Here is a 22,232-nt window from a genome sequence, read left to right as displayed (position 1 = left end):
AAAACGCAAAAAGAGCAAACAATGATTCTCTGCGCACTCTTTTTAGGTGTTATTTGAAGAAAGCGCCTCTTTTTTGGAATATAACCTAATTCAAAAAGTTATTCTTTCTTATCATTTAAAAATTTGTCTTTAATAAATAAAATTGCAACAGTTACGGGAAGTTCAATTGCAAAAAATATCAGTAACATTTTTATATTATTACCAGACAGAAGCATATACCAAACTAACGACACAGCTAATACTCCTAAATAAGCATCCACTACCCTCCAATTTGTATAAGAACCCCTTAGTAAATAAGGTTCTGGTACAAAATTAACAAAATAGTCTGTGGACCAACTTGGGAAGATTGTTGAACAAATTATTAGTTGGCTAACTACATAGCTTTTATCACTCTGGGTTAATATGGATGTTTTATTATTTTTGCACCAGAACCCTTTTATTTATAGCCATTCACTGCGGAGTACTCCATATTTGATTGAATCCCAATAACATCCTTTCCAATATCTAACTTTTCTAACTTGTGCTTCCTTTTGAAATCCTATTTTTTCCGCTACCCGTAGCATCCCCTCATTACCCGACCAGGTTGTCAAGCCAATATGTGGCAAATCAACTTGATCAAAGAGTTCATTCACCCAAAGTTTCAATGCACTTGTTCCAATCCCGCTATTCCATTTTGAATGATCATAAATCGAAATACCAATATCCAACCATCTATTGATGGGTTTATCTTCATAATAGGCAAAAACCATTCCAACCATCTTTTTTTCAACCCAAATTACTTTTCTAAATGGATTTTCAATATACTCGTTGTCGCTACATTCAAACTCCTTTTTACTTGGAAGAACATCGTAAAAATATGGACCATTCCATTTAGTCCAATCTGCCTCAGAATCACTGAATGCTAATTCCCAAAAATCACTTGCTTGCTCAATACTCAATTTTTTTAATTCAATAATCATTTTTTCTCCTCTCAAGTAAAACTCATAGTAAAACAAAAAGAGAGCTAAGTTATAACTGCTAAATTAGCTCTCCCATAACAAAATGTAATTTTCTTTTGTGTTATTCCCAAACACTTTCTGCAATACGCTTAACTAACTCAATTTTTGCCCATTGTTGTTCTTGTGTCAATGCATTTCCTTCTTCAGTTGAAGCAAATCCACATTGTGTCGATAGTGCAAGATTTTCTAATGGAACATATTTGCTTGCTTCTTTAATTCGTGTTGCAATTTCCGCTTCATCTTCTAGCTTGCCGTCTTTTGATGTGATTAATCCCAAAACGATTGTCTTATCCAAACGATTATTAAAAATTGTCTTTAAGGGTGCAAAATCACCTGAACGTTCGTTATCATACTCAAGGAAAAATCCATCATAATTTAATTGTGCTAAATATTTAGCTACAGCTTGATAGCCACCAGCAAATAAAAAGGTCGATTTAAAGTTTCCTCGACAGATATGTGTTGTGACAGTTAAATCTTCAGGTAAACCTGTTAACATTTCATTGATTACAATCACAGATTCTTTAGCTAATTCCTCATACTTTTGATGTGCAACAGTATCATTTTTAGTCTCATCTAGCTTACTAATCAGAAATGCCCATGTAGTATCATCAATCTGCACATAACGTGCACCTAAATCATAAAAACGCACAATTGTTTCATGATACGCACTAGCAAGGTCATGTAAATAATCAATTCGTTGATTATAATACTTTGGCCAGTTATCTGAGCGATTATCTCTAAACAGCATCGAAGGTGAAGGAATCGTTTGCTTCGGAGTAATCCCTTCAGGTGTAATTTCTTTTAATTCTGTGAAAGCCTCAAAGAAAGGATGATTCGGATTAAAGCTAACTCGACCATTTAATTCTGCATTATCTGTTCTAGTATCTGCTCCTTTAAAATCATAGCTATGTTTATAATCAAATTTTTTTATACCATTAAGTCCCCATAAAAAATCGAGATGCCACCAACTCCGACTAAATTCCCCATCTGTAACGTCTTTTAATCCATGTTCAACTTCTTTTTCTACAAGTTTTGTAATTTCTTGTTTGCGAATCTCTGAGAACTCATCTTCTGTTAATTTGCCTGCGCGAGTTTGTGTCAAAGCCTCTTTTAATTTTGGTGTTCTCAAAAAACTTCCTACAATATCATGGCGAAATGGCCCAATTTTATTTAAATTTTGTGTTGTCATCTATTTTTCTCCTTTCAAAATAAAAAATCCCTATTCCTGTTTAACAAGAATAAGGACGAATTTTCGCGTTACCACCTATATTTTAAACCAGTTCACACTGATTTACTCAATGAGTAGTTCAATTTATAACTACTACGTGTGCTCTATTGGGCACCACCATAAAAGCCTTGCTATCAAAAAAATAGTTCGACTTAAAAAAGCTCCAGAACCATCTTCGATTACTTAGGTCGATCACTTTTCAGCTACTGTGACTCTCTTTTACGACTTCCCTAATCTAATCATTCTTTCATTGCTACAAACCCTATATTATTGCTTTAGATTCGAAAAGTCAAACCATTCAATGAAAGTCGCTAAAAAATATAGTACAATAGTTACTATCTTAGTTTAATTCTAAAATGGAGGGAAACCTGTGGCAATTTTTTATTGGTTTAAAAGACAACGTGATAATCTTTATTTAGGTTGTCTCGCATTTTTCTTGTTCTTAATGACTATTCAACTTAGCTACTTTGTCCCTTTTCTTTTACCAATGAATCAGATATTTTTAATTGTTAAATTGATTTCAACAATAGTTGGCCTCAAATTTTTGTTATTTGATAGGTGGTCTGTTCAACAAAAAATAGTTATATTCATAATGTTAATTTTTTTTTATTACCTAACAACAGTATCTCATGATTCAAGCATCTTTTATTACGCAGTTTTTATTGTTGGTGCTGCAGATGTTCCTTTTAGAAAAATCCTCACAACATACCTATGCAGTGCAACTTTTTCCACTTTAGTCATCATTTTAGCTTATCTGATTAGATTAATCCCCGGTCAAATTATAACTAGATTGGGACATCATTTTATTATGCGTTTTTCTTTAGGTTTTTTAACACCAACTGATTTTGCAGCAAGAACTTTTTACTTGTTGCTAGCATATTATGCCTGGCGAAATTTGCAGTTAAAAAAAATCGAACAACTGGTCAGTTTACTATTGATTTTTTTAATTTTTATACTTACTAATGCTCGTTTAGACTTAATCTTGATGCTTTCTTTATGGCTTGTTGGTTTTAAATCCGAATTGTTTATTCAATTAGTTGAAAAAATAAATTACAAATTTTTAACATTATTTGTAAGCTGTTATATCCTAGGAAATGTTTCCTTAGCCTATTTCTTTAACCCTCATTCACACATATTACAGCAGATAAATCATTTATTATCTAATCGTTTGCTATTTGGATATATTGCACTTCATCAACATGGAATTTCGTTATTTGGAAAATACATTATTGAAACTAGCAACGGTACTATTTCACCACATCCTCCGGCTAATTATTTTTACGTAGATTCATCATACATTCGTCTTCTTGTAATTTCAGGTATGTTGGTGTCAATTTTAGTCATGTTTCTATTGTATTTTCTTCTCAAAAAACTTTTTGTTGCCAAGGAATATGGAATACTTGTCTTTTTATTGTTAGCAATTCTGAGCTCTGCTATAGATCAACACTTAGTTGAATTATCTTATAATATTATATTTTTAGCTACTTTTGCTTCTGTTAATCAATCTGGCACCAAAGAAAATTCATTTTTAGGTATTTGAATTACTAAAGATTTCCAATTTTTTTGATATTTTTCACCCTATCAATTTAGACTCACGTTCTTTTTAAATATTATGATTTTATTTAAAAAAGAACGTGTTAACCACAAGAATCTTAATATTATATATTCCTAATACTAGCAAGGGTAAATATAGACCATCCAATCCAATCATTTGCAAAGTACTTCCAAGTAAAGGAAAATTTTCAAATAACAAACACAAGATACAAGCTAGTATACTAAGCAATTGAGTTTTACAAAAAAATTTGGCAATATTACTTTTACCGTCATTCATTAAAAGTAATATTAATAGAATATTTGCAATAAACAAAGCTCCACATCCTACAATAGATCCTAGTGCATGCAACATACTATGCCAATTAGCGAAATAACTTCCTGAATAATCAAATAACGCTGTAAAAGTGCAATCTCCAATCCCATAAATACTTACCAAGATAATAAAATAGCGTGCCATCTTTTTATTTATGATTTTTAGATACTGATAATAAAATGGTGTTCCTAAAATAAATAAAATTCCATCAATAAATTCCCAACGCTTGAAAAAATGCCTTGTGGGCATACCTGGTGATCCAAAATCACTCAACAGTGCAACATGGTTATGTGTTGAAAAAATTCCAAGCACAAAGGGCAACATAATTTCGCGACAAATTACAATAATCATAATAATAAAGCTTAACTCAACATACATATACCAAATTTTTTTTATCATTTTTCACACTCATTCTCAAATATATACTAAATTCTATTTTAGTAAATTCAAAATAGTGTGTCTATTTAATATTTTGTTAAGATGAATTTTTATGACTTTCATTCATTAGTCCGCCGAAGCACATCGAATATTTAATTTATTCACTCCTTTTTTCATCGTCTTTTTTCGTCAAAATAGAAGATTGCTTTTGAGATATAAAAAAATAAGCCAAAATTTATATTTTGACCTAGTCTCTAATTCATTTTCTGTAACCATACTAAAGTAAAAATCATTTGTATTTTTCATCAAAATAAATTAACTTTCTTATATCATACCTACTTAACTGTGAAAGCATATAACTTTGTAGCTACTTTTCAATCCAACCACCATCGATTGGAACCACAGCACCATGAATATAATCTGCTTTTTCACTCGCCAAAAAAAGTGCTAACTCAGCAACTTCAGATGGTTTTGCCCATCTTCTAGCAGGTGTTTGTTCAGCAACTAAATTCGCAATTTCCCCCCCATCGGCAAAATCTGCAGCATTCATTGGGGTTTCAATCGCCCCTGGAGCAATGCAGTTTGCCCGAATTCCTTGACTAGCATAATCTAAATCAAGTTGCTTAGTCATCCCAATAATCGCATGTTTTGAAGAAGTATAGGCAATCCCACCGCCTCCAGCTACTAATCCGGCAATTGAAGCCATATTCACAAATACCCCGTGTTTATTTTCTAGCATCTCAGGCAATACTTCTTTTAACATCATGAACTGACTGGTTAGATTAGTATCCATTATATGTTTCCATAATTCTAACGAAGTGTTTTCAACATTTCGATATTCATCTAAAATTCCAGCAGTATTACATACAATATCAATTTTCCCGAAGTGCATTAGGCAAGTTGTCACAACTTTTTTTATTGTTTCATTTGTTGTTACATCACCAATAATTGTTATAAGTAATTTTGATGATAGCCTTTTTTCTAACTCCTTTAATCCTATACCATCTACATCAACTGCCACTACACTTGCACCTTCACGCAAAAATATTTCAACTTGCGCAAGTCCAATTCCGGAAGCCGCTCCAGTAATAATTACACTTTGATTTTGAAGTTCGCCATACATTAATCTGACACCAAATCCCAATCATCAGCTAAAATATCACAATCAGTTGGTGACCATAGGCTAAATGCTTCATCTTCTGTTTTGATTAAAAAATATGGATTTAAAATATCCCCTTCAAATTTACCTTCTGGAACAAGCTTTACATAAAGCTCAGTTCCTTCCCAATTAGTTCTAACTGCCTTATTGCCTGTTTTTAAATAGGGCAAAATTTTTTCGAATGTCATTTTTATCTCCTCCTACTCATCTTCTCTAATTAATAAGATAGCATGTATTTGCTTACTTAAGCTATATTTATTGAAATTTATAACTACATTATTATGTTACTATTAAAATTGGTACGTTCCAAAGAATAATTAAGTTGACTTTGTATAGCTTTAAGTTATTATGAAAGTACATGATAAACCAAATATTGAAGGAGGATACTAACTATGACTCAAGATTATTCATCATCTGAATATTTAAAATTGGTGGACGCGTTTTGGCGTGCTGCTAATTATATCTCTGTCGGTCAATTATATCTTAAAGATAATCCTTTACTTGATCGACCTCTAAACGCTAATGACATAAAAGTAAAACCTATTGGACATTGGGGAACTATTGCAGGGCAGAACTTTATTTATGCTCATCTGAATCGTGTTATAAATAAATACAATCTTAATATGTTTTACGTTGAAGGGCCTGGTCATGGCGGTCAGGTTATGGTTTCAAATTCGTATTTAGATGGAAGTTACACTGATATTTATCCTGAAATCACCCAAGATACAGCTGGAATGAAAAAGTTATTTAAGCAATTTTCTTTTCCAGGAGGAGTTGCATCACATGCTGCTCCAGAAACACCTGGTTCTATTCATGAAGGCGGTGAATTAGGATATTCACTTTCACATTCTGTTGGCGCAATCTTTGATAATCCCGACTTAATTGTTGCAGCGGTCGTTGGGGATGGTGAGGCAGAAACAGGCCCACTTGCAACTTCTTGGCAATCTAATAAGTTCATTAATCCAATCAATGATGGTGCAGTCTTACCTATCCTGGATTTAAATGGATTCAAGATTTCTAATCCAACAATTCTCTCTCGTCAAACAAGTGAACAACTTAAAGAATATTTCCATGGAATGGGTTGGGATCCAATTTTTGTCGAAGGTGAAGACCCAGAAAAACTCCATCCTGTCATGGCTGAAGCTTTGGATAAGGCAATTGAAAGCATTCATCATATTCAAGAAAACGCACGTAAAAATAACGATTCAACCCTACCAACTTGGCCAATGATTGTGTTCCGCGCTCCTAAGGGATGGACTGGTCCAAAAACATGGGATGGCGAACCAATCGAAAAATCATTTAGGGCTCATCAGATACCAATTCCTGTAGATCAAAATGATATGCAACATGCTGACAAATTGATCGAATGGCTTAAAAGTTATCGTCCAGAAGAACTCTTTGAAGAAGATGGTCAACTTAAAGCTGAAATTAAAGCAATTGCTCCAAATGGAAAACAAAGAATGGGTGCAAATCCACATACTAATCCAACAAACCTAATCAAAGATTTAATCTTACCTGATTTTAGGGATTATGCACTTGACACAACCAAACAGGGTGAAACAATTGCTCAAGATATGACTGTCTTAGGAAAATACTTGCGTGATGTAATCAAATTAAATGCACAAAATAAGAACTTTAGAATTTTTGGGCCAGACGAAACAATGTCAAACAGACTTTCTCCTGTTTTTGAAGCAACAAATCGTCAATGGCTTGAAAATATCAATGAACCGTTTGATCAATTTTTGGCGCCAGCTGGTCGTGTAATTGACTCACAATTATCAGAACATCAAGATGAAGGATGGCTTGAAGGTTATGCCTTAACAGGTCGTCATGGGTTATTTGTTAGTTACGAAGCTTTCTTGCGTGTGGTTGATTCTATGTTAGCACAACACTTCAAGTGGTTACGAAAAGCAAAAGAGCAGTCATGGCGTAGTGAGATTCCATCACTCAACGTTATTGCTACATCAACTGTTTTCCAACAAGATCATAATGGATACACCCATCAAGATCCTGGTATTTTAGGACATCTTGCAGATAAAAAACCTGAGTTCATTAGAGAATATTTGCCAGCAGATGCTAATAGCTTACTTGCAGTGATGGCACACGTCTTAAATGATCGTGAAAAAATTAACCTGATTGTCTCATCTAAGCACCCACGCCAACAATTTTATAGCATTGCAGAGGCAAAAGAATTAGTTCAAAATGGTTTGAAAATTATTGATTGGGCTTCTAGCGACGATAATGCTGAACCTGACTTAGTAATTGCTGCTGCGGGAACAGAACCAAACTTAGAAAGTCTTGCGGCCATTTCTATATTACATGCCGCTACACCAGAGTTAAAAATACGTTTCATTAATGTTGTTGATTTATTACGATTACGTAGTCAAAAGTTAGATTCACGCGGTCTAAGTGATACTGAATTCGATGCCTTCTTTACAAAAAATAAACCCGTAATTTTTGCTTTTCATGGGTATGAAGGATTAATACGTGATTTATTCTTCGACCGGCATAATCACAATCTCCATGTTCATGGCTATCGTGAAAATGGTGATATCACAACCCCATTTGATATGCGTGTACTCAATCAGATGGATAGATTTGATCTTGCTAAATCAGCGGTCTTGAGCTTACCTAATGCTGAAAAATATGGTCAATTTGTCGCTAAAATGGACAGTATTATTGCCAAGCATCATCAATTTATTCGCGATGAAGGTGTCGATTTACCTGAAGTCGAAGATTGGGAATGGAAATCAATTAAATAAGCACTATTACCTAAAAGGATTAGGCAAAAATGAGGAGTTAAAATTCTCACTTGGCCTAATCCTTTTTAAGTACTTCATCTATTCAACCATTGCATAATACTGCTTATGGATTTCTCGGTGACTTTCGCTATATGAGCCATTACTGCATAAATAAAATGTTCATCGAAATACTCATCATAATAAGTCCTGTACCAATTAGTTCTTCTGATACATATCTTTCAATTTTGTAGTAACTAAGAGTAACCTCAAAGAAACTCTTAGTTACCTTTAACTAGATACTAATACATTTTATAACTTTTTTGTATTTTTCCATTACTCATTACATTAATTGTGTTTATCGCCTTATTTTCCGCCAAAACCACCCTTTTATCTTGAGGTAAGTAAGATAAGTTTTACGAGAGTTTTTAAGTCTTTGATATTGCTTATGATTTTTCCTGTAGAACTGCTGATGAAAATTTTCAGCTGGCCAAAATTTGACTGCATCTATGATTGGTACAACTATTGGACTAGCGAACTTTTTTGAACATTCAAGCGCAAATTTTGATTCTTCAGCAATTTTTCTTTGCTTTTCATCTACAACATAAATAATAGCCCGATAATTAGCACCACGATCACCAAATTGACCAAATTCATCAGTTGGATCAATCAATTGCCAATATAATTGACATAATTCATTATACGTAACAACTGTTGCATCAAAAATAATCTCAACAGCTTCAACGTATCCTAAACTACCTATTAGCACTTCATCATAAGTAGGGTTTGGTGTTGTTCCTCCTGTATATCCAGAAATAACTGCAATAATACCTGGACGTGTCTCAAATGGCTCAACCATACACCAAAAACATCCACCTGCAAATATTGCTCGCTCAATACCCACAGGATCATTTTCAAAATGTCTTGTAACATCAAAAGTTTCTATATTTTTTCCTTGTTCAATTAACGTAGTATAAAAGTCAGCAACATCAGGAGAAAGATTATGTCGCACAGCTAAAGGGCGAAACTTATATTCTAATTGTGCTAAAACAAGTTTTTCATCTATATTAGCTTCAATATCATGTTTAGATTTTAGAAGTTGCTCTCTTTCCCACTGTCTTGTTCCCTTCTTTAAAATTAAATTATAAAGTTCGTCAAGTCTGCTTCTATTTTTATCCATAGTCTGCCTCAATCTCAAAGTTAATCTGAACTGTATCATAACATATCAAACTATTTTTTTGATTATAATTACCTTATGACAATTGACTATCAATCTTTTCTAAAACTTGGTTAAAGTTAGTCAAAAAATCAGCATCTCTTAAACAAATATCAGACCTTCCTAAATAATCCTTCTCTTGCCACCATTGCCGTAAAATTTTCTCACTAAAAGGATTTGCCTTATGCAAATTTAAGAATAATGTTTTTTCAAAAGACAAATCCAAATAAAAAATAAGGGAAGTCCCCTTATTTTTAATAACTGCATTATGCAACATATTAGAATATACGTCTTTTCTAAGAATTCCCTCAACAATTGTCACTGGATAGTATTCTAATCCGAATTCAATCATTTTTCCAATCAACTTAATTGCAAGATTTCCCGCATGATCATGTGTATGTAAAATATCTCTACGCACAACATCTTGCTGAATTAAAAAACAATTCTCAGTACCATAATACATCTGCAGCTTTCTAGCTAAATAAGATTTCCCACTCCCAGAGTTTCCCCTAATAATAACTAAACATTGCTTATTCAAATCAATATGCCTCTTTAATTTTCAAGAAAATATGCTACACAATTTTAATCATTCAAATTATATCGTAATCTCATCTTTTCTGAACCAGCAATTACCATCTCACCTAATAATTTTGTTTGTAATCGTAATGCTTCGTCAGCTAATTTTTGATTTGCATTAAGCAAATAATCCTCTGGATTACCTTTTAGATTATTAAATTCTTCATCTGTATTATTTTGAATCTTCCGATAGATGCTCATCGCTTCAAGTTCATAACTGTTACGCATATCGACATAAAAATCGTAATCAGTGTCTCCAAGTAAAGCAGTTGTACAACTAAGCCAATACATATTATTGAGATCGAAAGTACCATTTGCATTTTTAAAACTGTCCGGAGTGTCTCCCACATTTACATAAAAAGGTACCACTGTATTAAAAGTATTTGCTCCATAAGCCAGCCAATGAATTCCTGCAATTTCACTTGGAAGATCATTTCTTAGTTGTAAAATATGCACATTATGATTTCGGTTTATTCCAATTGGTCGAAACAACTTACGTTTATCTTCTGTACCGGAACCATACACATCATAGTCTGTATTTTCAAAATGTGAGCTCAAAACGTACTTAACATCCTCAACCGAAATTTTGCGATTTGCATAACAAATAAATGGCAGATTTTGATCCATTGGATCTTGGTGGATTTCCGGATTAAAATATCTCTGGCCAAACCATGTTCGTGGATTATTATAAACAGTATCCTTGATCGATGAACTTCCAAATATATGACGTAAATTCACTTTCTCAAAATCAGGATTCAAATGATATTTCGTAATCATTTCTTCCAAATCTACAGAACACATTGTATCTGTAGAATTAAAGTCAAAGTCGTCAATATTCATTCTATTGGGTGCAACAACATACGCATCATCTGGTATGCGTACAGCAGCCCAATGATGCCCACCAATTGTTTCTAGCCACCAAACCTCTTGTGTATCTGAAAAAGCAATCCCGTTTGGCTCATAGGTACCATATTCTTCAAGTAGTTCTCCTAAACGTGTAACACCTTCTCTGGCACTTTTAATGTATGGCAAAACAATTGTCACAATGTCTTCTTCACCAATTCCATCTTGAACAAAAGGATCAGCACCTAAAACTCGTGAATTAGTTGTGATTGTTTCGGTTGCTGACATCGCAACATTTTCACTATTGATACCAGCTGTTGCCCAAGTCCCGTTTGTCAAAATTGCATTAGGAATAGAAGTATACCTTAATGGATTATTGGGTAACTCAATTTTGACTTTACTAATGACTGATTGGTAGTATTTTGGTTGTTCCTCTGGATTAACTACAACAAAACGCTGTGGGTCAAGTGCCTCATGCCCATCATCATTTCTGGAAATAATTGTTGAACCATCAATTGAAGCTTTTTTACCAACCAAAATTGTTGTACATGAACCATGTATTCTTTTTTTCATATCTTATTTACTCCTTTATCAACCTAATTCAATTATACTACTTGAAATTCTATTCAAAATCTCAAATAAATTAAACCAGATTTTGAATTTTTTGCGCAATCTCTGTTGGATAATCCCAATGTAAGTAATGATTATCTCCCACACTGATAATCTCCGTTTGCTTTGTATAATATTCTGATCTTTTATATTCATTTTCACGATATTTTTCTGTAAATATCCTTACTTCCATATTTGTAGAAAACTTGCTATCATTCATTTTTGGAAGGTCTGTCATGAAAACTTCGCTTTGTTGCTGATATTGCTTATCACTATCCCGCTTACTATCTTCGTAAAAATGTTGCCATAAGTCTGCATGTTGTTTTTTTGTGAAACTTTTTTCTGACTGCTTTTTCATATTCTCAATAGCTTGTTCTTGTGTCATTGCATTAAACTGCTCTTTTTTTTCTTGATATTCTGGAATATCTGGTATTCCCGCCAGAATTTCAAGTGTCGTTGGTTCAATACCTACAAAACCTGTTACATTAGTTAACTTGGCAGCAATCAATCTTGCAAAAATTCCACCTAAACTGTGTGCAACTATAATTACCTTTTTAGGATTACGTTCTGTAATCATCTCTACCATATTTTGAATGTCTTCTGTTAAGCTATATTCCTTCTTTTGTATTGAACTTAAACCCGTATTAAGATAGTCAATTGCCAATAATCCAACGTTTGGGGATAATTTCTCAATTACTGGTGCAAATGCATCAGCTGTATCAAAACTACCTGCTCCATTCAAAAAAACTACTAAATTTGTTCCTGGATGTACAGTAATTTTATAATTACCTAAATCTGTTTTAATATATTCATTTTTCATTTCAGACAAGTTTCCCTTCCTATTAAGTAAAACCATTGAACCTGACAACTAAAAATTAAAAATATATTTCTATTAAAAAAGGCAGAAATGCTGATGAATCAACATTTCCGCCGAGGGTAGAGATTGGGGTTAGGATAATTTAATATCCTAAAGGAGAGTACAGGATTTGAACCTGCGCGCCGGTATAAGCCGGTTCGCCGGATTTCGAGTCCGGTGCATTACCACTCTGCCAACTCTCCAACAACGATAAATATTATATCAATTATCAGAGTGAAATGCAATTGGAATTCGCGTTTATTTTAAACAAAGTCCTTGGCTATGTAAAACATCTAATAATTCATTTCGGTGGGTTTCTTTTGTTCCAAGCTTTTTGGAACCTACTTGATTTGTAAATGAATCAATCCGTCGATTTGAATTACGTAAATCATAATATGTTTGCACAATTTCATCATAATCTTTTAAATCCACTAAACTAATTTCATGGTAATCATTTTCAAAAAAAACCACATCTAAGGGTAGTCGTGGCTTCAACTGTGGCGTTTGATCAGCAATGCCAATTTGAATACCTAGAATCGGATAAGTCATAGTTGGTAATTCTAGTACCTTTAAAAGCTCTCCAGGATTGTCATTGATACTTCCTAAGATAACTGCTCCTAGTCCCATACTTTCGGCAGCATTAACTGTATTTTGGACTGCTAAAACAGTATCCTCCACTCCCTGCAAAAAAATATCAGTTTGATGCAATCTTCCATCGTCTTTACCCAATTGTTGACGAATTCTTTGATTTCGATGTAAATCAACAACAAAAATAAATAAGTCCCCATTAGCTCCAACATACTTTTGCCCAGAAATTGCCCTAATCTTATCCTTTTTTTCTGCATCCGTAATATGAATTATAGAAAATTGTTGCATAAACATGCTAGAAGAAGTATGTTGAGCAACTTCTACCAAAGTGTTAATTTGCTCTTTTGTCAAGACTTTTTCTTTAAATGCTCTAATTGTTTTATGACCTAATTGTTTATCAATTGTTGTATTTTTAATCATATGGCAAACCACTCCTTTAAATATGAATCAATGGAATAATTTTACCACTACATCAAACAACTAGAAAGTATAATATTATATATTTAATTCAATGGAATTTCTTCAATATTACCATTGCGATTAACATACAGCGAATATGCAGTGCCTGTCATTGCTCCTTTTTCTAGCGCTATTTTTGAAACTGCCTTCACAAAAAATTTATCATCATCACTCCATAAACACTTCCAAATCCAATCACCATTATTGTCACCTATTTTAATTTTTACTAACGATAATGCTTCTTGTTCATTACAAATTTTTTTCATTTCAGAATCTGTAGCATCATTTTCTATATCTATTGTATTTTCAGAACCTATCTCATAATCTTTTTTTTGAATTTGTAATTTTCTTTTTCTTTCAAGCAAAGCTATTCCGATAAAAGAAACCATAATACATCCGCAAAAAAATTTTACTTTTTCCATATATAAATCTCCTTTCTATTTTTATATTATATCCCAGAATCTTGATTTTTCTATACAAGACACATTTACCTAACTGGATTAATTTCTTAATCTTAAAAGTAATTAAATATCTAAATTTTAATTATCGTTTCTTTTCCAACTTTATAATTAATTTAGTATATATTTTTCGAATTAAAATAAAAAAGAGTCCTAATCACAAAGTAATTAGAACGCTAATATTTAGACTCTTCAACAATAATTCCAAAGAGTCACTTTTTCATTATTTAACTTCAGTAATTTTTACTTTCATTGACCCGCCTGGAGTCTCAATATTAACAACTTCCCCCAAACGATGACCAATCAATCCCTTAGCAATTGGAGATTCATTAGATATTTTACCTGAAAATGGATCCGCTTCAGCTGCTCCAACAATTGAATACGTCTCAGGTTCTTCATCTGGTAATTCCTTGAATGTCACCGTTTTTCCAACTGCAATTTCATCGACATCAATATTTTTATTATCAATAATCTCTGCATGATTCAACATTTGCTCGATTGTTTTAATTCGACCTTCAACAAATGACTGTTCATCTTTTGCTGATTCATACTCTGAATTTTCAGATAAATCACCAAAACTACGTGCTATTTTGATTCGTTCAATAATTTCTGAACGTTTCGAAGTCTTTAACGTATTTAACTCTTCTTCCAATTTTTGTTTTCCTTCAGCTGTCATTGGATATTTTTTTTCTTCTGCCATTTAATATGACTCCTCTCAAAATAAATTAATTTTTAGTATGCCTATTATGACGAAGAACATCCCTAATCTTCGTCGTTAGCAAGTCAATTGCTACTTGATTTGCTCCACCTTCTGGCACGATAATATCAGCATATCTCTTAGTGGGTTCAATAAACTGGTGATACATTGGCTTAACCGTCTTCAAATACTGTGAAATAATCGACTCCAAAGAACGACCTCTTTCTTCAGTATCTCTTTTAATTCTTCTGATAATTCTAATATCATCATCAGTATCAACAAAAACTTTAATGTCCATCAAATCCCGGAGACGCTGATCATTTAAGACCAGAATACCTTCGACAATTATCACTTCTTGTGGATCTTGAACTAAAACTTTGTTGCTTCTTGTATGTGCACTATAATCATATACTGGTACTGCTACTTGTTTCCACTCTAAGAGACTTTGCAAATGTTCAATTAGCAAATCAGTGTCAAAAGCATCCGGATGATCATAATTAACCTTAACTCTTTCTTCAAAGAGCATGTCACTTTGGTTTTTATAGTAAGAGTCCTCTTGTACCATTAAAAGCGAATGCTGCTTCAGTTGATTAAATATTGCCATACTCACAGAAGTTTTGCCACTCCCCGAGCCCCCTGTAACACCAATGATTACAGGGCGTTTCTTGCCCGAATTTGCTGTCATTACTTACTTCCCCTTTATAAAATTAATCATTATCTTTTGCTAATTTAGCTGTCATTTTTTGATGTTCAGCATAAGTTTGCGAATAGTATACTTTGCCGGTTTTAATATCTGCAATAAAATACAAATACTTTTTGTCTCTACTTGTTGGATTAAGTACTGCATTGACGGAATCAATACTTGGACTATTAAATGGCCCTGGTCCCACCCCAGAATTTTTATAGAGATTATATGGTGAATCAATTTCTAAATCTTTATAAGTAACATTTTTTTTGTGTTTGCCAAGTGCATACAACACCGAAATATCAGATTGGATTTTCATATTCTGGTCTAAGCGATTCTCAAAAACGCCAGCAATCTTTTTACGATCAGAATCAGTTACTCCTTCTCTTTCAACTAATGAAGCAAGGGTCAAGACTTTTTGAACCGTCCAATTTTTCTCACTGATTTGAGAATAATAAGGTTTCATCATCGCATCTGTCTTCATTACCATTGAAGTTATCAATTCTTTTAAAGTGCTTTTCTTTCCTACCGTGTAGGTGGCAGGATAGAGATAACCTTCTAATTTGTATCTCACATTTTGAGCATTAACAGCGGAGCTTAGCAAATCAGGATATTTTTTTTCTAGTTGATTTAAAAAATCTTGATTATTCAATAATGCTAAGAAAGTTGCTTTTTTAAAATGTGTCTTTTGCTGGATAACATCCCCAATTTGGTCTGCTGTGACACCCTCTTTAACAAGTACTTTACCAGAGTCAAGCGGCTCACTTGCTCCACCTTTTTCAAGTTTAAGTGCAATTTGCTTTAATGTCATAGATTGCTTAAATCCGTAATATCCAGCTTTGAACTGACTAAATTTCTTTGCTTTTACATAATAATCAAAAACAAAACCACTTTTTATTATTTTTTCATTTTCTAATATACTACCTATCTGTTTTGAAGTGCTTCCAATTGGTATTTTCACATCAATTACTTTACTACTATTTGGATTTAAAGGTTGCTTAGCACTTTCAAAGTAGCGATACCCAATGATTCCTAAAAATACTAGTAAAACTACAATTAAAAGCAACACTCCGCGTACAATTCGATTTGCAAAAGTCTTATTTTTCTGCAAATCTAAATTGTCCTCATTCTTATTATTCAAAGTATCCCTCCATTCGAAATACACTATCCAATATATTATACATAAAATTTGCTTAATTTGCATTAAGATTCCGCGTTACTTAACATAAAACAAATTAGTTTAAATGAAAAAAGCCACAGATTTTCTAATATCTATAGCTTTCCATAAATTAACTATCGAATTTCTGCTTTAAATTCTTGCTTCAATTCTTGCATAACTTTTTCAAAATCAACATTGACCTCATCATCAGCTAATGTTTTAGAAACATCACTATATGTTAATTTGTAGGCCATTGATTTTTTATTAATTCCAATCTTTCCACCTTCATAAACATCAAAAAGCTCAATTGTCTTTAATATCTTACTACTTCGTGATTGAATAAAGTCAACTATTTTTGCATTTTCAATATCTTTATTAATTGCAATGGCGACATCTCGTGTAATAACTGGATATTTAGATACTGGTTGATATACCGTTAATTTGTTGTTAAAATCAATAATCTTTTGCAAATCAAGTTCAAAAACGTAAGTCCTTGCAATTCCATATTCTTTTGCAATATTAGGATGAATTTCACCAATAAATCCAAGAAGCAAATCATCCAAGAAAATGTCTGCCGTTCTTCCTGGGTGCATTTCTTCATACCTTTGTGTAGCTTTATAAATTACATTTGTAGCACCTAGCTTAGCTAATAAATGATCCACAATTCCCTTAATCACGTAAAAATCAACTACTTTTTTTTCATCATGCCATGACTGAGATTCATAAAGACCTGTCATTGCAGCTGCAACATGTTCAATCTCTTGTGGTCTTTCATCTTCTTCAGCACGATAAAAAACCCGTCCTTGCTCATACAACATTACATTTGATACTTTTCTAGCATTATTGTAAGCAACATCATCCAACAAGCCACTAACAAGGTTCATTCTAAGTGTTGTTCTATCTGAACTCATTGGAAAATCTAAATGTGTTTCTTGAGCTGCATCTAGCATAAAACGTTGCGCTTTCTTACTCGATGTAAGTCCATATGAAATTGCTTGCATTAATCCTGTAGACTCCAAAATTGATCTCGTATCACGAATTACTCGCTGTTTATAGGTATATCTTCCTGGAGTAGCATCCCCACTTGGCAAAGTAGCTGGTAAATTATCATACCCATAAATCCTTGCCACTTCTTCAATTAAATCAGCAGGAATACTAATATCCCACCTTCTTGCGGGAACAAGAACTTGAAGAGTATCTTCTTTGCCTTCTACTTCAAAACCAAGTCTTTCAAAAATATCTATGATTGTAACATCACTTAATTTAGTACCTAAAACATCATTAATTTTCTTTGTAGTTATCTTTATACTAGTTGCTTGCACATTTTCTTTTGCACCTTTTGCTATACCAGAAACTATTTTACCATTACCTAACTCAGCGATTAATTGTACTGCCTTATTGAGTGCCTCAAGAACTGTCTCACGATTTATTCCACGTTCAAATCTCATAGAAGCTTCACTATGCAAATTATGTTTCCTTGCAGTTTTTCTAATTGACGAAGAATTAAACACAGCTGCTTCTAATGCTACAATCTCAGTTGTCTCAGAAATTCCACTTTCTAGTCCACCCATTGTCCCTGCTAAAGCAATTGGTCCATTAGCATCAGCAATCACAATATCACTTGCTAAAAGTTCTCTTTTTTCATCATCTAGTGTTGTTAAGCTTTCGCCGGTTTTAGCAAGACGAACCTCAATTTTTTTTCCTGCAATTTTATCGTAATCAAATGAATGTAGTGGTTGTCCATATTCAAGTAAAATATAGTTGGTAACATCGACGACATTGTTCGTTGGCCGAATACCTGCATTCCATAAACGTTTTTGAAGCCACATTGGGCTTTCTTTAACATGTACATCCTTTATTACTCGAATTAAATATGTTGAAGATAACTTTTCATCCGCTGCAATTTGAAGATATTTTTCAATCGAGTCACTTTCATCTTCTTGGATTTCAGGTTTCTTCACAGTTACTTTTTTATCGTAAATAGCTGCTAATTCATAGGCTGTACCTCTCATACTCAGCATATCTGCTCTGTTAGGTGTAACATCAAGGTCAATAATATCCTCATCCATGCCTAAATAAGAATACACTGCATCTCCAGGCTCGGCATTTTCTGGTAAAAAGTAAATACCGTCTGCATAATCTTTTGGCACAACACTTTCCGAAAAACCAATTTCTTGCAGAGAACAAATCATTCCCTCAGAAATTTCACCACGCATTTTGCTACGCTTAATTTTTACATTTCCAGCAATTCTTGAACCTGGCAAAGCAACAATTACTTTTTTATTTGCTATAATATTGGGTGCCCCACAAACAATTTGTGCTAGTTCTTCTTCTCCTATATCTACTTTACAAATATTAAGATGGTCTGACCCAGGGTGCTTTTTTACCTCAATAGTTTTCCCGACAACTATCTTTTTCAATCCTTTATCTGGCCTTGAAACACTGTCAACCTCAACTGCTGTTCTCTCAATTTTTTCTGCTAGCTCTTGCGCATCTATATCTAAATCAATGTAGTCTTTAAGCCATTTTGTTGAAATTTTCATCTATCTTTGTCCTTTCTGTGAAAATTGTGATAAGAAGCGGACATCGTTCAAATAAAATTCACGAATATCGTCAACTCCATATTTCAACATTGCAAAACGATCTGGTCCTAACCCAAAAGCAAAACCACCGTACACTGTTGAATCAATTCCAGCCATTGTTAAAACATTGGGATGAACCATTCCAGCACCTAAAACTTCAATCCAACCAGTTTGCTTGCAAACAGAGCATCCATTCCCACCACATTTGAAACAAGAAACATCAACTTCAACCGAAGGCTCGGTAAATGGAAAATAACTTGGACGTAATCTTATTTCACGTTCATCTCCAAAGACAGTTCTTGCAATTGCTTGCAATGTTCCCTTTAAATCAGCCATTGTTATATGTTTATCAATCACAAGTCCTTCAACTTGATGAAATTGATGAGAATGAGTTGCATCATCAGTATCACGTCTGTAAACTTTACCTGGTGAAATCATTTTTAATGGTCCTTTTGAAAAATCATGCTTCTCCATCGTACGAGCTTGCACTGGTGAAGTTTGTGTACGCATTAAAATTTGATTCGTAATATAAAATGTATCTTGCATATCGCGAGCGGGATGATCCTTTGGCAAATTCATCATTTCAAAATTATAATGATCTTCTTCAACTTCTGGTCCATCCACAACTTGATATCCCATCCCAAGAAAGAACTTTTCAAGTTGATCAATAACCTGCATAATGATATGTGATTGTCCAACTTTTACCGAAACTCCTGGTAAAGTAACGTCAATTTTTTCCTTCTCCAATTTTTTGGCGATTTTTATTATTTCTAACTTCTCGCTTCGCTTCGCAATTGCCTCCGTTAATTCATCACGGACTTTATTTGCAAAGCTCCCAACAACAGGACGTTCTTCTTTAGACAAATCCTTCATTCCACGAAGAACTTCGGTTATTGGTCCTTTTTTCCCTAACAAATTAACTCTAATCTCATTGATTCTTTTCAAATCTTCAACAGTTTCAATCTCGCCCAAAGCTTTGAACTTCAATTCTGTCAACCTATCTTTTAAATCCACTAGTCTTCATTCCTTTCTTTTTCAAGACAAAAAAAGACCACCTCCCAAAAAGGGACGAGGTCTCGCGGTACCACCCTTGTTCTAAAAAAATCTTAGCACTTTCATGTTAACGCCCATGTAAGCGGCACACCATTCATTATTACTAAATTCCGGTAGCAACTAAAGAATTGAAATTCAGATAATTTTATATGAAACACTTCCAGCTCACGTATTTCTCTCTAAAAATAAAAATATCTTACTATATTCCATCACTGTCTTTATCTACTATGAGTCTATACTTTCCTATAAAGTTCGTCAAGGTATTATTGACAATCTTCAAGTGTATAAGATTTTTTTGCCCAATCATGCAATTCGCCCATAACACAGCGGAGATTTTCTCCTCGCGTCGTTAAACTATAGACAGGTCTACAGCTATCTTCATAAATTGCGCGTTCAAGCAAACCCTCTTCTTCTAATTCTTTGAGGCGTTCAACCAAAACACGGTCACTACACTTATCGACTTTATTTGCAAGATCACGAAAACGTTGTGGTCCTTCAGTTAATAAAGCATCGATTATCAATCCATTCCACTTACGCCCCAAAATACCAAAGGTTTTTTCAAAGCGTGGGCATTGTGCATAAGTATCAACAGTCTTTTGCATTATATTCACCTCCAACAAAATATCATTGTATTTATATTTACACGAAAAAAGCTTCGCCGTCAAATAAAACGACAAAGTTTCTCCAACTTTATTATTTTACAAATCTCAAACGTTTCTTCAAACGCTTCTCATAACGATTAAAAAGTGGCTTACTAACTTCAGAAGTTGCCTCATATTTATCAACTACAGTCACTATATAACCTTCCAAGTAACGTGGTGGTGCAACTGTTGCACCCCACATATGTTTAATGATAATATCTCGTTCCATCAATGTTAGGTCTGTAATTTTTTTTGCATTCCTTACAGCAATTCGTGGATGAATCCAAGCATGTGTACCATTATCAAATTTAGTAGTTCTCCAATCGTAATAAAACAAGTCATGCAACAACCCAGCTCTTGCTGTGGAACGAGCGTTCAAATGCAATTTTTTTGCAATCCGGTAACTATCAAAAGAGACCGCAATCGAATGCTCCAAACGATTTGAAAAATAATGTTGTTTAAAGTCAGCCAAACGCTGTACTTCAGGTGTTTGCAAAAGTTCACCTACATAACTCATATATTCTGGATCATTTTGCCATTCATTTTTTTTCATGCAATACCCCTCTTAATAATTCTAGGTCTATCATACCTGAATCAATATAATTTGCAATTAATAAATGTCTAAATTGGATTTTCATAAACTATTCTTAATAATTATTTTTTTAATGCATACATCAATATCCCAGCCGCAACAGCAACATTTAGTGATTCTGCTTGGCCAACAATTGGAATATAGAGATTATAATCAGTTATCTCTAGATATTGTTGCTCAACTCCATTTCCTTCATTCCCCATTATCAGACCAAATGAAGAGTATTTGCCTATGGCATCATAGCTCTTAGCGAACCTGTTAAGCTCAGTACCGAAAGTTGGAATTTCATTTCTCTGTAATGTAGTGATAAACTCCATAAGATTTGACTGTATCAAATTTAAATGAAATTGACTCCCTTGCATCGAACGAACGACCTTTGGTTGATACAAGTCTACTGTTCCTTCACCAAAGACTACCCCACTGAATCCTGCTGCATCAGCAGTTCTAACCATTGTCCCAATATTTCCTGGATCTTGAACCTTATCTAATAACAGCCATGCACCATTTAAATTCACGCTGTCTGTAATAGTATCTTGAATGTTCATTAACGCAAAAATCCCTTGGGGACTTGGAGTATCACTTAAAGCATTGGCAACTTCGGGAGATATATACATAATTTTCGTATTTGTATTATTAAACTCATTAAATTCCGATACATACCTAGAATCCGGTACAATTAGAAAAAGATGTATCGTTTCTTTTGCTTTAATTGCCTCTTTAACGAGATGCCACCCATCTAAAATATATAATTTTTGAGTTGCCCTTCCTTTTTTTGAAGAAAGTTTTTTCCACTCCTTAACTTGTTTGTTTTGAGGTGACTGAATAATATCCATTTTTAATCTCTCCATTT

22 protein-coding genes, 1 tRNA gene and 1 other annotated feature are annotated in these 22,232 nt (G+C 33.5%); of the genes, 2 read left to right on the top strand and 21 right to left on the bottom strand.

The window, feature by feature from the left end; all coding sequences use genetic code 11:
- Positions 1 to 98: 98 nt before the first annotated feature.
- The 3 genes from FC80_RS09545 to FC80_RS05560 all read right to left on the bottom strand — a co-directional run bounded on the left by FC80_RS09545 (position 99) and on the right by FC80_RS05560 (position 2,187).
- The gene (locus FC80_RS09545) at positions 99 to 260 is read right to left on the bottom strand and encodes a hypothetical protein (RefSeq protein WP_162260503.1); all 162 of its coding nucleotides are present in this window, start codon (positions 258 to 260) and stop codon (positions 99 to 101) included.
- 180 nt (positions 261 to 440) lie between these two features.
- A complete protein-coding gene (locus FC80_RS05565) occupies positions 441 to 959 on the bottom strand; it encodes a GNAT family N-acetyltransferase (RefSeq protein WP_057829141.1) in 519 nt (172 codons plus the stop codon).
- A 100-nt stretch (positions 960 to 1,059) separates the two neighbouring features.
- The gene (locus tag FC80_RS05560; protein WP_057829140.1) at positions 1,060 to 2,187 is read right to left on the bottom strand and encodes a vitamin B12 independent methionine synthase; all 1,128 of its coding nucleotides are present in this window, start codon (positions 2,185 to 2,187) and stop codon (positions 1,060 to 1,062) included.
- Between the two features lie 409 nt (positions 2,188 to 2,596).
- Here FC80_RS05560 and FC80_RS05555 point away from each other — a divergent pair, with 409 nt between their 5' ends.
- Entirely contained in the window at positions 2,597 to 3,766 is a 1,170-nt protein-coding gene (locus tag FC80_RS05555; protein WP_057829139.1) for a hypothetical protein, read from the top strand.
- A 78-nt stretch (positions 3,767 to 3,844) separates the two neighbouring features.
- Here FC80_RS05555 and FC80_RS05550 read toward each other — a convergent pair whose 3' ends face one another.
- The 3 genes from FC80_RS05550 to FC80_RS05540 all read right to left on the bottom strand — a co-directional run bounded on the left by FC80_RS05550 (position 3,845) and on the right by FC80_RS05540 (position 5,818).
- The gene (locus FC80_RS05550) at positions 3,845 to 4,492 is read right to left on the bottom strand and encodes a hypothetical protein (RefSeq protein ID WP_057829138.1); all 648 of its coding nucleotides are present in this window, start codon (positions 4,490 to 4,492) and stop codon (positions 3,845 to 3,847) included.
- Between the two features lie 346 nt (positions 4,493 to 4,838).
- A complete protein-coding gene (locus FC80_RS05545; RefSeq protein WP_057829137.1) occupies positions 4,839 to 5,594 on the bottom strand; it encodes a 3-oxoacyl-ACP reductase in 756 nt (251 codons plus the stop codon).
- Entirely contained in the window at positions 5,594 to 5,818 is a 225-nt protein-coding gene (locus FC80_RS05540) for a DUF2829 domain-containing protein (RefSeq protein WP_057829136.1), read from the bottom strand. Before FC80_RS05540 ends, FC80_RS05545 begins: the two co-directional genes overlap by 1 nt.
- Before the next feature lie 204 nt (positions 5,819 to 6,022).
- Here FC80_RS05540 and FC80_RS05535 point away from each other — a divergent pair, with 204 nt between their 5' ends.
- The gene (locus FC80_RS05535; protein WP_057829135.1) at positions 6,023 to 8,392 is read left to right on the top strand and encodes a phosphoketolase family protein; all 2,370 of its coding nucleotides are present in this window, start codon (positions 6,023 to 6,025) and stop codon (positions 8,390 to 8,392) included.
- Between the two features lie 334 nt (positions 8,393 to 8,726).
- On the opposite strand, the gene msrA is transcribed toward FC80_RS05535, so the two are convergent.
- The 15 genes from msrA to FC80_RS05460 form a co-directional block, all read right to left on the bottom strand.
- Complete coding sequence (gene msrA, locus FC80_RS05530; protein ID WP_057829134.1) at positions 8,727 to 9,548, bottom strand: peptide-methionine (S)-S-oxide reductase MsrA; 822 nt, start codon at positions 9,546 to 9,548, stop codon at positions 8,727 to 8,729.
- Between the two features lie 73 nt (positions 9,549 to 9,621).
- A complete protein-coding gene (locus FC80_RS05525) occupies positions 9,622 to 10,122 on the bottom strand; it encodes a P-loop NTPase family protein (RefSeq protein ID WP_057829133.1) in 501 nt (166 codons plus the stop codon).
- A 44-nt stretch (positions 10,123 to 10,166) separates the two neighbouring features.
- Positions 10,167 to 11,576 carry a C69 family dipeptidase gene (locus FC80_RS05520; RefSeq protein WP_057829132.1) on the bottom strand — a complete coding sequence of 470 codons (1,410 nt, stop codon included), beginning with the start codon at positions 11,574 to 11,576 and terminating at the stop codon, positions 10,167 to 10,169.
- Positions 11,577 to 11,646: 70 nt separating this feature from the next.
- Positions 11,647 to 12,432, bottom strand: a complete 786-nt coding sequence (locus FC80_RS05515; protein WP_235807247.1) for an alpha/beta fold hydrolase — start codon at positions 12,430 to 12,432, stop codon at positions 11,647 to 11,649.
- A gap of 151 nt (positions 12,433 to 12,583) precedes the next feature.
- Positions 12,584 to 12,671 (bottom strand) — tRNA-Ser (locus FC80_RS05510).
- A 55-nt stretch (positions 12,672 to 12,726) separates the two neighbouring features.
- Positions 12,727 to 13,476 (bottom strand): NADPH-dependent oxidoreductase, encoded by a 750-nt coding sequence (locus FC80_RS05505; RefSeq protein ID WP_057829130.1) that lies wholly within the window; start codon positions 13,474 to 13,476, stop codon positions 12,727 to 12,729.
- An 83-nt stretch (positions 13,477 to 13,559) separates the two neighbouring features.
- Positions 13,560 to 13,937, bottom strand: a complete 378-nt coding sequence (locus FC80_RS05500) for a hypothetical protein (RefSeq protein WP_057829129.1) — start codon at positions 13,935 to 13,937, stop codon at positions 13,560 to 13,562.
- A 259-nt stretch (positions 13,938 to 14,196) separates the two neighbouring features.
- On the bottom strand, positions 14,197 to 14,673 hold the full coding sequence (gene greA, locus FC80_RS05495) for a transcription elongation factor GreA (protein ID WP_057829128.1): 477 nt from the start codon (positions 14,671 to 14,673) through the stop codon (positions 14,197 to 14,199).
- 25 nt (positions 14,674 to 14,698) lie between these two features.
- Positions 14,699 to 15,355 (bottom strand): uridine kinase, encoded by a 657-nt coding sequence (gene udk / locus FC80_RS05490; protein ID WP_057829127.1) that lies wholly within the window; start codon positions 15,353 to 15,355, stop codon positions 14,699 to 14,701.
- A 22-nt stretch (positions 15,356 to 15,377) separates the two neighbouring features.
- On the bottom strand, positions 15,378 to 16,496 hold the full coding sequence (gene mltG / locus FC80_RS05485) for an endolytic transglycosylase MltG (RefSeq protein WP_057829126.1): 1,119 nt from the start codon (positions 16,494 to 16,496) through the stop codon (positions 15,378 to 15,380).
- Positions 16,497 to 16,648: 152 nt separating this feature from the next.
- Positions 16,649 to 19,057 (bottom strand): phenylalanine--tRNA ligase subunit beta, encoded by a 2,409-nt coding sequence (pheT, locus tag FC80_RS05480; RefSeq protein WP_057829125.1) that lies wholly within the window; start codon positions 19,055 to 19,057, stop codon positions 16,649 to 16,651.
- Positions 19,058 to 20,110, bottom strand: coding sequence for a phenylalanine--tRNA ligase subunit alpha (pheS, locus tag FC80_RS05475; RefSeq protein ID WP_057829124.1), 1,053 nt, complete (start codon positions 20,108 to 20,110; stop codon positions 19,058 to 19,060).
- 47 nt (positions 20,111 to 20,157) lie between these two features.
- Positions 20,158 to 20,371, bottom strand: a binding site (T-box leader).
- A gap of 41 nt (positions 20,372 to 20,412) precedes the next feature.
- On the bottom strand, positions 20,413 to 20,751 hold the full coding sequence (locus tag FC80_RS05470) for a winged helix-turn-helix transcriptional regulator (RefSeq protein ID WP_057829123.1): 339 nt from the start codon (positions 20,749 to 20,751) through the stop codon (positions 20,413 to 20,415).
- A 91-nt stretch (positions 20,752 to 20,842) separates the two neighbouring features.
- Positions 20,843 to 21,343: an HD domain-containing protein gene (locus tag FC80_RS05465; protein WP_057829122.1), complete on the bottom strand. Its 501-nt coding sequence runs from the start codon at positions 21,341 to 21,343 to the stop codon at positions 20,843 to 20,845.
- A gap of 101 nt (positions 21,344 to 21,444) precedes the next feature.
- Entirely contained in the window at positions 21,445 to 22,215 is a 771-nt protein-coding gene (locus FC80_RS05460) for a TrmH family RNA methyltransferase (RefSeq protein WP_057829121.1), read from the bottom strand.
- Positions 22,216 to 22,232: the final 17 nt, after the last annotated feature.

This window comes from Liquorilactobacillus cacaonum DSM 21116, from assembly GCF_001436735.1.
Lineage (GTDB): Bacteria > Bacillota > Bacilli > Lactobacillales > Lactobacillaceae > Liquorilactobacillus > Liquorilactobacillus cacaonum.
The sequence above is the reverse complement of the archived record's forward strand: the minus strand, read 5'-3'. Positions and strand labels throughout refer to the sequence as shown.